This is a genomic window from Chromatocurvus halotolerans, from assembly GCF_004340525.1.
GTDB classification, from domain to species: domain Bacteria; phylum Pseudomonadota; class Gammaproteobacteria; order Pseudomonadales; family Halieaceae; genus Chromatocurvus; species Chromatocurvus halotolerans.
Genome location: NZ_SLWX01000030.1, coordinates 1 through 9,730 on the forward strand (window position 1 = coordinate 1; position 9,730 = coordinate 9,730).

Annotated in this window: 9 protein-coding genes, 3 tRNA genes and 1 other RNA gene; 6 read left to right on the plus strand and 7 right to left on the minus strand. The window is 54.8% G+C overall.

The window, feature by feature from the left end; translation table 11 throughout:
• Positions 1–249: 249 nt before the first annotated feature.
• The 7 genes from EV688_RS17025 to EV688_RS17055 form a co-directional block, all read right to left on the minus strand.
• A complete protein-coding gene (locus EV688_RS17025; protein WP_117319706.1) occupies positions 250–1,620 on the minus strand; it encodes a hypothetical protein in 1,371 nt (456 codons plus the stop codon).
• Between the two features lie 190 nt (positions 1,621–1,810).
• A complete protein-coding gene (locus tag EV688_RS17945) occupies positions 1,811–2,185 on the minus strand; it encodes a helix-turn-helix transcriptional regulator (protein WP_117319707.1) in 375 nt (124 codons plus the stop codon).
• 397 nt (positions 2,186–2,582) lie between these two features.
• Positions 2,583–4,406, minus strand: coding sequence for a DUF927 domain-containing protein (locus tag EV688_RS17035; RefSeq protein WP_117319708.1), 1,824 nt, complete (start codon positions 4,404–4,406; stop codon positions 2,583–2,585).
• A 3-nt stretch (positions 4,407–4,409) separates the two neighbouring features.
• On the minus strand, positions 4,410–4,619 hold the full coding sequence (locus tag EV688_RS17040) for a helix-turn-helix domain-containing protein (RefSeq protein WP_117319709.1): 210 nt from the start codon (positions 4,617–4,619) through the stop codon (positions 4,410–4,412).
• Between the two features lie 222 nt (positions 4,620–4,841).
• Positions 4,842–5,435, minus strand: a complete 594-nt coding sequence (locus EV688_RS17045) for a hypothetical protein (protein ID WP_131917721.1) — start codon at positions 5,433–5,435, stop codon at positions 4,842–4,844.
• A gap of 131 nt (positions 5,436–5,566) precedes the next feature.
• Positions 5,567–6,475 (minus strand): hypothetical protein, encoded by a 909-nt coding sequence (locus tag EV688_RS17050; RefSeq protein WP_117319711.1) that lies wholly within the window; start codon positions 6,473–6,475, stop codon positions 5,567–5,569.
• A complete protein-coding gene (locus EV688_RS17055; protein ID WP_117319712.1) occupies positions 6,475–7,728 on the minus strand; it encodes a tyrosine-type recombinase/integrase in 1,254 nt (417 codons plus the stop codon). The genes EV688_RS17050 and EV688_RS17055 overlap by 1 nt, the downstream gene beginning before the upstream one ends.
• A gap of 453 nt (positions 7,729–8,181) precedes the next feature.
• On the opposite strand from EV688_RS17055, the gene EV688_RS17060 reads away from it, so the two are divergent.
• The 6 genes from EV688_RS17060 to EV688_RS17085 form a co-directional block, all read left to right on the plus strand.
• Positions 8,182–8,967: a prolyl oligopeptidase family serine peptidase gene (locus EV688_RS17060; protein ID WP_165876899.1), complete on the plus strand. Its 786-nt coding sequence runs from the start codon at positions 8,182–8,184 to the stop codon at positions 8,965–8,967.
• Positions 8,968–9,013: 46 nt separating this feature from the next.
• Positions 9,014–9,097 (plus strand) — tRNA-Tyr (locus EV688_RS17065).
• Positions 9,098–9,145: 48 nt separating this feature from the next.
• Positions 9,146–9,275: non-coding RNA, RtT sRNA (locus EV688_RS17070), on the plus strand.
• A gap of 81 nt (positions 9,276–9,356) precedes the next feature.
• Positions 9,357–9,430: transfer RNA gene (locus tag EV688_RS17075), tRNA-Gly, on the plus strand.
• Between the two features lie 21 nt (positions 9,431–9,451).
• Positions 9,452–9,527 (plus strand) — tRNA-Thr (locus EV688_RS17080).
• A gap of 107 nt (positions 9,528–9,634) precedes the next feature.
• Positions 9,635–9,730 (plus strand): GTP-binding protein (locus tag EV688_RS17085; protein ID WP_131917715.1); only part of this gene is annotated, 96 nt, incomplete at its 3' end.

A 9,730-nucleotide genomic window follows, 5' to 3' on the forward strand; every position in this document is an offset into this window, starting at 1 on the left:
ACCCCGAGCGAGAAGGTCTTTGTGGCCAGAGCGTCGATAGTCACCAGTTACGAGAAACCGGATGATTTACGCGGCAACTATCTTGACATCTACCGCTGTTGACTGGGTGGTGCTTGGTGTACGCGATTTTGGCGCGCAACGGTTTATAGTACGCAGGCTGATCACCTTGTGCTTGCGGCAGCGCGTTCCGGGCCCTCTGCCGCCCTGGCTAGCCATCCAATCCTTGGCGCGTGCATGGCTTTGTTTGGTCTATTCCTCATTGGCTGAATCTTTCCTATGTTCCACCTCCGATTTTTTTGTTTCTGCTATTTCACTGAGCTTTGAAGAGTATTTGTAGCCGTAGACCTTCTCGTAGGCGCTAAAAAACTCTTTAGAATCACGGAACTCCCGAAATAGGGGCCAATCATGATAAGAAATTTCATTGATCAGTTCGCCTTTCTTACCAAGTTTGCACATAATCTCTTCCGCTTTCGCGTAGTCATCTGTAAGAATGGCATACGCGAGTTTGAAGTCGTGTGTGGTCGCCGACCAGTCTTTCATATCAAGGATAGCCTTTGCTTCTTTTCGCTTATCGATCGCACAAAGCGCAATGGCGTGGTTAACAGAAAATATTCTTTCTATTTCATCAGTAGATATTTTTGGTAAAGCCTGAGCAAACTTGCTAATAGAAATTGCTTTACCCCAGTGCTCCATATGTAAATAGTTAAACACGATAGAACTGAGGTGGGAGTCTGCTTTTTCGAGGTCATCCTCTTGGGTTTTTCGCCAAAGAGTCTGGCCTAACATGATTCCCACTTGGCATATCAACCTGCATGACTCGAACAGGTACTTCGGCCCAATTTTTAGCTGATCACCTAGTGCGACGTCTCCTTTTAATTGGCAGCCTGCCTCCCGGCAAGAATCTAGATATTGCTTGCTTACTATTCCATCGCAATGTGTAAATAAATTTCTTCTCTGAGCGCGCTCGATGAATATTGGCCACTCAGGGAATTGCGTTAGTTTTATCGAGAATTTGTTTTCTAAATCCTTAAATTGCTCCAGGTAACTTTTTCGTCTGATTGATTCTATTTCCCGATCTAAAAATACTTGGCGTAGTTCCTCCATTGAGCCGTATTTTAGAGCTTCGGACAAAGATATTTCTTTATTGATGTTCTTGTATAAGTCCGGTTGCTTGCCGTAAAGAACGGCCACCAAATCTCCCACAAATTTATCAAAGACCGAAAATAGGTTAATAAAAAGGCTTTTCTCTAGTGTGGTTACGCGGGAAGACTTATTGTGTCTTTCGATCTCCCTGAGTGTTTTTCTTAACTCCTTAAGTGTAAGAACTCTAACCGTTTCGTCTTTCTCATCCTCAAGCGCCCCTTGATGTCTTTCAATGTCTTCCGTTAATTTCTCGGCGTTGTCGTTATACGCCTTGACTGCCGCAAATAGGTATTCTTTTGCGCAATCCTCAATGTCGAGAATCCGGTGAAGAAAAGTTTCTATTACTTCTTTAACCCCAATCGCTTCTGCAACTTCTGACGGCTCAGACTCCTCCACGGCCTCCGACGGCTCAGACTCCTCCGCAACTTTCGTTTCGGATGTATCTGGCTTTGTTTTAGCTTCACCTTGGTCACTCACTTGAATAATTCCTGTGTTTCCGGTGCAGTTTTGAGTCGAATGGAGTCTTGACGGCTAGACACACCTGCACGAACGTATAACATCACCTGTCCTAAATCCAGCAAGGGCTATCGACCGCCAACGGATTAACATTTCTTATGAGTTTCTGTCTTCTGACTTGCTGCGCGTTTGATTGAGCGCGTCAGCGGCGCTACAGGCCTATTCTGCGGCCAATGATCAGGCTTAGGCCTAGCCCTATTAGTATCGCTACCGCGCCAGGCGCCTCCTGTTCTGCGCACTCTGGGCCTGCTTCTTCATTTTGCGCCGTATGCGAGTTTGTCGCGTCGTCAGCCAACGCGCTCCAGTGGCCCGTTGTCGCACGCTGCGGCTCGCTCAGTAATTCGTGGTGGATTCCTTTCGTCTCAAAATAATCCAGTAACTTTCGACAAAAATGAAGCCCCGGTTGATACTTCCCCTGTTCAAACTGATTTAGTGCCGTACGAGACACTCTGGCACGCCGCGCTAGCTCGTGCTGAGAGAGTGAAAGCGCATGTCGCGCTTGACGAATTTGATCTGGGTCGAGCATATGTTCACCTTTGGCCCTGTTCGTTTGCTTCTGGTCTATTTTCGGGGCTGGACTTAAATTAGGCCATGACGTAGAGGTAATTCAGTGCATCAGAATCGGTTCAAAAGCGGGGTATAGGCGGTGGCATGTGGTGGCGTTAAAGGACACTGTTAGCCCAATAGTGGTCTATTTCCCATATGGGAAGTGAGCGCGCCCCTTCATAGGCAGCTGAGCACGTGGGACGGCGGGACAGTCGGGACAGCGCGGCATATATATGGTGTTTCGACCGGACCGAAGGCCATATCGGGCGGGGACGCATTGGGACAGCTGTCCCGGCCTGTCCCAGCGAGGGCCAAACCCGCCGAGCAGGTAGCACCGCCATGGTGCCAGAGCGTCCCATGTGTCCCGCTGTCCCAAATTAATCACTGCCTGCGAGGTCGACGTCGAGTATGTTCGATTTAACGGTATATAGGCGGACGCGGCTGCCTACGCCCGGTATTGATAGTTTGGCCGTTAGCCGGCCGGGCTCATTTTTCAAGAGAAGGTTGTTCTTATCGAGCGTCGCTGCGACCCCCTTGGGATCGAGTCCCGCGCAGGCGCGTTCGAACCCTTCCGACGTGAACGCATAGACCTCTTTTTGAGGTAGATAGTAGCCAGCAATATCATAAACTGGCGGCCACTTTTCGGACGAGAATTCCTGCGCGATCTTAAACTTACTGGTCTGGTTCTGGAAAATAAAGTCCCGTATTGCCAGAATGCCCCGCGTTGCGTCGCCAACATTCGCTGACAGCCAGGTCCGACCCGCGCTTGCGATGGCGCTGATCGTTTCTTCCAGCGGCCAGGGTAGCAATTTGAAGTCCGAGGCAAGACGCGCTGCTGTGCATATCAAGCCAAAGCGTTTGAGTGCACGAGCCTGGTGCGTTTCCAGCTGAATATTTCCCTGGAGCAGGGCCGCGTATTGGCTCATCAGCTGCTTAATGTAGTGTGCCAGCGCGGCGGCGTCGGGTGCGGAGTGGATCAGCATATCCACAAATGCGGGGCCCAGTGTCCCATAGCACTGCCCTGACGCCTCTTTGAGGCGGTCTGCGAGCCTCGCCGGCGCCATGTCGTGACTTGGATGAATGATTCGGTCGGTCACTGGAACATCCAAAAAGCGGTTCACTTGCCCAGCCTTGACCTTACCGCCGCTTTCCTTAATTTTTGCCTGTATGGAGATTTCGCCGGTCGAGAGAGCTAAGAGCCGCCAAGTACGCAAAGAGCGCATGCCGCCTCGATCGTTCATGCGCGCCTTGCCTTGCCCGCCCATGAGGTTGTAGACAACAGCGCCGAAATCGAACCCGGTGAAGGTGCCCATTTCATCCAATGCAATCAATCCGTCGTTGTGTGCCGCTGCAAGTCCCTCAAGCGCATTTGCCGTCGTATTCCAGCGTTGAATGCTCGACTGAGCAGAAGCGGCCGGATCGGAACCATTTCCCCATACGCTACTGGCAACTTGCAGGGCGGTCGTCTTGCCCTGACTACTGGCGCCGTAAAGATGAATGCCGAAACTGTCCATTTCCGCAAACCGCAGGAGAGGCGGAGTCAAGGCCGCACATACCGTAAATTGAAGAATGGGGTTGCCCCCGCAATATCGGCCTACCTGCGCTTGCCAATGCTTCAATGAGCCCTTTTCCTGCAAGCTGTCCGCGCTAGGGCTGAATCGCTCCGGCTGGAAGGCAATCGGCAGGTCTGGGTCGCTACTGAGAACCGAATTCGGCAATACATAGCTCAGCGGTAGCTCGGGATCGGTCAGCCAGCCCGTTTGCGCTGTGGAGTTGACCCGGTGGTCAGTATCAAAACTTCCGAGGTAGCTTAACAGTGGGCTTTCCTGGCCTGGTATGACATGCAGGCCTTCGTCTGCCAGATGGCTAATGACGGCGGATTGCGCGCGCTCATGGAGCTGGCGGTTGGGAAAGGCGCGTTCCCGATGCACGCCATCCTGGTCAATCCATTGCACATGGATACCCCAGCCGTTGCCAGAGATATCGCGGTTTTTTGCGCTGACCCAGGCGGGTCCGGAGACAAGTCGGTGCTGGCCCTGGGGCGTGATCTTGTAGACGCCGTTATCCATAAGTTCGAAACCCTCCGGAACCGTCAGGTTCAGCGGGATCAAACTTTCACTTGCCTGCGAATCCGTTTCTGCCGGCGACCCCTTCGCCACAAGATTTCTTGACGTTATGGACTTTACGTTGAAGTCTGTCATGACTTATTCATCCGGCGCCGTGCGGCGGCGCGCCTGGATAAAGGTCTGCACGTCTTCCATGAGATACCGGACCAAACGCCCGGTTTTAATGTATGGCAGCTCGTAACGGCCTTCTGATCGCCACACGGCAAGCGTGTGCGGCGTAACGCCAAGTATGTCGCCGACTTGGTCGGGCGTTAGTAGCTTTGAAACGTTGCTGGACGGGACTTTCATGGATATCGCTCCTTGTTGAGGTATCGGTGTGAACAGTCCTCATTTGAGAGCGAGTGGATTCGGATGACAAGAAACGGGGTTGCGTCTGCAGGCAGACGCATGCTTTTGCAGGCAAACGCTATGGATGGTTGCTTTGGCGTCCGATCCGGCTGGACCCCATTGTTGCTTTAGGGTGCTTTCGCGTTGGGGGAGAGTTATCTTGCGAGCAGTGGTAGCGCGCGATTAACTGTTTGACGCCGAGGGCTTAACTGCTCGCTGTATCGTCCGTAGCTTAACTGCTTCACTGAAATCCCACTTATATCCACCGAAGTTTTCGTTGACCCAAAAACCATCGAAATTTTGACGCCACTCGGCATCCCTGTACCCCGACTCGAAGGTCGCAGTAGTTGTAAGGTATGTCGTTCCAAGTTCTGCATCTTCATCACACGTCAGCACAAACGGGTCTCCATTACCATACTTGGCAGAAGTGGTGATTTCGGTGCCAACCACGCATTCGACATGCCAAAAGGCGACCACGAATAAGGATTGATCTTGGTTGAGTAGCGCATAGACGGATTTTCTGTCATCCGGATAGACGCGGCGCAAGATAATCGTGTCTGGTAGATCATTATCGTAAGTCGCCTTTCTCCACTGGGTTCCCCCATCAAGCCAACTGTCTTGAAATTGCCAGTCATGCTTGGTCATGTAAGTCAGCTCATGGTGGCGCTTTACAGCGAGGTAGCTTAATCCCCCTAAGCTCATTACAGCCACAAGGATTAAAGACCATTTCAGGAATTTACGGAGTCCACGAAGCAGTGCACGAAAAAGTTCGGACAAAATAGCGCCTCCTGCGACAATAGGCGCAGATGCTAAGCAATTTTTGATAGAAAGTTAAGCTCGCGGGCGCATCGCCGGACAGTCGGTGCTGGCTCCAAGGTTACTGCTCGACTAGTAGAGCGCGGAATTAACTATGTGAACCTGTTGAAGCTTCCGATCCATCTGGCAAGGGTGTGGGTCGGGTTCTTGCCGGTCAGCGCTTGGCGGTCATCATCGGTAAGCAGGTGCTCCCAAATAATCTCCGCAATCCGGAGCCTGCTGAGCGCTTTCGGGCTATCTGGCGCAAAGTCGGGGTCGGCGAGATATAGCTTTTTCACTCGTCGCTTCAACTTTTGGGATTTCGCATGTTTCGCGGCACTGCCCTTTCGGGCGCGATCTGTATTCTTGGTCGCTAACCGTGCCTCGGCATTCTGCAGCGCCTCGGCGGCACAGATGGACTCCATTGCAGTGATCGCGTGTAGTCCTGTGACGGCTACTCTCTCACGCGACAAAGGCGTGTCATCGCGAAGTGGCCACGCTCCAAGCGACGGATCGCTGGCGACCTCAAATTGCGCCCTAAAGCCGTCATCGGGCTCCGCCGTGGCATCATTATCCAGCGCCTGAGCGCAGCATAGGTGCGCAAGGCCCACGTGGGCGAGGGCATAACAGGCGAAGAACGCTGGCCACGACGAGTCTGGGATGTCTTTGGCCCAAAGATGTTCCGCATCGGGTGGTCTTTGCCTCGCCCATGTCGTGGCCGCCAGCGCTATCGCGTAGGAGCGTGATTCCAGCGGTAGGGGTTCGCCTTGTTCGGTGTCAGGGGTGGTGTACAGGAGGAACGCCAGGTAATCCGCTGCTTCCTGAATCTGACTTGCCGTCCAGCCATCCAGCAGGCCCCGCGCACGTTGAATGATGTTGTCAAACTGAAAGGTAAATACCGGCGGTGCCGCCCCCGACTGCGGGTCGAATCGAGCGAACGTATGCAGCGGTAGTAGCGATTCGGGTTCTTCGTAATCCAGCCACGCCAGCGCGCCATCGTCATCATCAGGCGTCTGCGTCATTAGGCGTCCTCCATGTTTGCGATGGATTGTGCGGTTTTGGGAGCCTTCCCGGCGCTGAGGAAAAAGTCGGTAATCTGCTGCATAGGCTTACGCAGGCGTTCGATATCGCCCATCACATATCCGGCGGTTACATCACCGTCCTGACTATGGTTCATCAGTCGCTTGAGAGCGTAGTGCGAGATGTCCAGGCGCTCAGCGACCGTCGAGAAGGTTCTACGCAGGTCGTGCAGCGTGAAGTCGACGCCTGATTGCTCAGTGACCTTTTTCATCGGGTTGCGCGGCTCGACCAGGGGCCCTGTGCGGTTGCGATTGGGGAAAACGAATACATCGTGTAGTCGGGTCCTTTGGCGTTGCGCTAGCAGGTCGTGAAGGGCGTCAGAGAGGGGCAAGGTATGATCCTTGTCATTTTTCGTATCAACTACCGTCAGTGTCCTGTCCGACAGGTTCACATCTGTCCATTTAAGCCCTCCGGCCTCGGATTTGCGCAGCCCGGTAAACAAAGTCAGTAGTAAGTAATCACCGACGTTGGCTGCTGTGGAGCCTGTGGGCTCTTGTCGGAGTTTCTCGACGGCCGCCAGCCAGGCTGGCATCTGGTCTGGGCTGATCCAGGTAGTTCGCCGCTTCGGTTTATTCCATGAGCGGGCTTGCGATAGCCGCTGGACCGGGTTGACCGGTAGCAGCGGATTGCCTTTATGGTCCTCGTAAATCGCGTAGGCGAAGTTATAGACGGAGCGCAGGAAGCGCATCGCGCCATCTGCGTAGGCGGGCCCGTGGTCGTTCGTCAGGGCCGTGTGCCGCCGACCAATCATGTCCTTGGACAGATCGGCCAGCGCCAGCGTTCGCCAGTCAGCGAAGGCGACCGCCATGGCGCGGTCATACAGATAACGGGTTTTCGGCTTGAGCGATTTGCGCGCCTCCAGGAACTGGGCGTAGGCCTGGTCGAGCGTCACCTCGTTGGCATCGATGACGTCGCGTGACAGGACGACATTCTCGCCGCTGGCGATGCGGCCTCTGAGTGCCTCTGCTTCATCTCGCGCCTTCTGAACGGAGATATCCGGGAAGCGGGCGATCCGATAGCGCTTGGGCTTCTTGTTGATGCGCTTATACAGATAGAACGTCTTGCCGCCCTTGTCGGTGACCTGAAGGATTAGACCGCGCACGTGCTCATCGTGGTAGTCTACTCGCGTTCCCGCCGGCGCTGCCGGCAGGGCAGTGAGTGCCGCTTTCGTGAAGTTGAGGGTGTTTGCCGCCATAGCGTTGCCTTGTATAAGGGGGCTGTCACCGCGAGTCAGCCGGTCGGCCCGTGCTACGTTGGTGCTACGATTGGGGTGAAAAATCGGGAATTTCAACGTAGCACGAGGTAACCAAGGCTACGGTTAAGCGGCTGATATGTAAAGGTTTATGAACGTTTGTGAATCAGCGGGAAAATGGCGAGTTTTTGGTTTGTAATCAGCCGGTCGGGGGTTCGATTCCTCTCGCCAGCTCCAAATTCCCGTCCTTCCAGAGGCCGGCGCTATCAGCAGCGGCGCTGGGGCATCAGGCGGCACGGTTTTCTGTCATTATCTCGTGCCGTTCAGGCGCCGGGCACAGCGATGACGTTCTCCACCATTCCAGTCAGGTCGGGGCACCGGGCGGCCCGGTGGCTGTCGCTCTTCTCCTTGCTGTTTCTGGCAGCCTGCAGAAGCGTCGACGGAGGGCCTGACGTTTTGGATGCATGCAAGCCTGAAGTAGACAACATTGCTGATAACGGCTTTGATGTCGAGATCATCCGCTACAGGCCCGCGGGCGAGTCTGACCGTGCAATTGTCATCATGCCGCCGACAGGCGGCACGACCTTCCTGGAGTCCCGCTACGCTTCGCTGTTCTGCGAGGCAGGGTTTGGGGTCTATGTGGTCGAGGGCTGGACGGGCATGTCCGAAACTTCCCTCGATCTCAGCATTCATCATCGACTGTTCGGGCGCGCCCAGCGCGCTATCGAGCGGATCCTCGAGGCGGCGCCTGAGCGTTTCATCGGTCTTATGGGTACCAGCGTGGGTGGCCTGCATGCAGCCACGGCGGTCGGGCGCCTGCCGCGCATTTCCGCAGCTTTTGTTATTGCGGCGGGCGCTCCCGTCGCCGACATTCTTGCCTATACCGATCAGGATGCCCTGCAGTCGGTCCGGGAGCGGCGGATCCGTGAATTCGGTTTCGATGATCAGCAAGCCTATCGGGACGCGCTGTCGGCGGTATTTGACTGGGAGCCGTTATCGTACGCGGAGGCGGCCCGAGAAAAGCCGTTGGGTGTCATCGTGGTCCGGGGCGACGAGACGGTGCCCACTATTTATCAGGAGCAGCTTCGGGAGGCCTGGCAGCCGACGGTCGATTTTTCCGTGAGCGGCTTCCCGTGGTCAGCCCATAGGGTTGGGATCGTGCAGGCATGGTGGCTGCGCGCAGACGATATTCGCGACTTTTTCGTCAGGCATGCGTCAAAGGCGGACCGGAACATGCCATAAACAGGTTGACAAGCCTATACCGGGTCAGGACAATGTGCCGCCTTCCGGAGGGGTTCCCGAGTGGCCAAAGGGATCAGACTGTAAATCTGACGCGAAAGCTTCGGTGGTTCGAATCCACCCCCCTCCACCAAGAGTAGAAAGCCGTGATTTAAGGTCGCGGTCAAGTGTCGGAAAGAAGTGAGTGTGTTGGACGGGGTGGGCTCGAACCACAAGGTTTGACGGAGGCGCGAAGCGCCGAAGAGCGTCGCCACAGGCGACGACCCGGAGGGTGAGGGCCAAAGGCCCGAATTATCCACCCCCCTCCACCAAGAGTAGAAAGCCGTGATTTAAGGTCGCGGTCAAGTGTCGGAAAGAAGTGAGTTTGCTGGACGGGTGAATTGATCAACGCGGCGGGTATAGTTCAAAGGTAGAACCTCAGCCTTCCAAGCTGATGATGCGGGTTCGATTCCCGCTACCCGCTCCAGTGTTAGAAGGCAGGGAAAGCGCTCATATAGCTCAGTCGGTAGAGCACTTCCTTGGTAAGGAAGAGGTCACCGGTTCAAATCCGGTTATGAGCTCCACTGCTGTTGAAAAGTGGTTGGCCACAGGCAAGTCCGCTCCGAGCGGTCGCCGTGAAGCATGAATTGGATGGCGCTGAAGGCGCTACCGTTTTAAGGAGACTGTCGGAATGGCAAAAGCAGCATTCGAGCGCAAGAAGCCCCACGTAAACGTGGGAACGATCGGACACGTGGACCATGGCAAGACGACGCTGACGGCGGCGCTG

Coding starts and splice junctions, on each gene's coding strand:
- EV688_RS17945 (WP_117319707.1), bottom strand. CDS start 2,185: ATGCTCGACCCAGATCAAATTCGTCAAGCGCGACATGCGCTTTCACTC.
- EV688_RS17035 (WP_117319708.1), bottom strand. CDS start 4,406: ATGACAGACTTCAACGTAAAGTCCATAACGTCAAGAAATCTTGTGGCG.
- EV688_RS17040 (WP_117319709.1), bottom strand. CDS start 4,619: ATGAAAGTCCCGTCCAGCAACGTTTCAAAGCTACTAACGCCCGACCAA.
- EV688_RS17050 (WP_117319711.1), bottom strand. CDS start 6,475: ATGACGCAGACGCCTGATGATGACGATGGCGCGCTGGCGTGGCTGGAT.
- EV688_RS17055 (WP_117319712.1), bottom strand. CDS start 7,728: ATGGCGGCAAACACCCTCAACTTCACGAAAGCGGCACTCACTGCCCTG.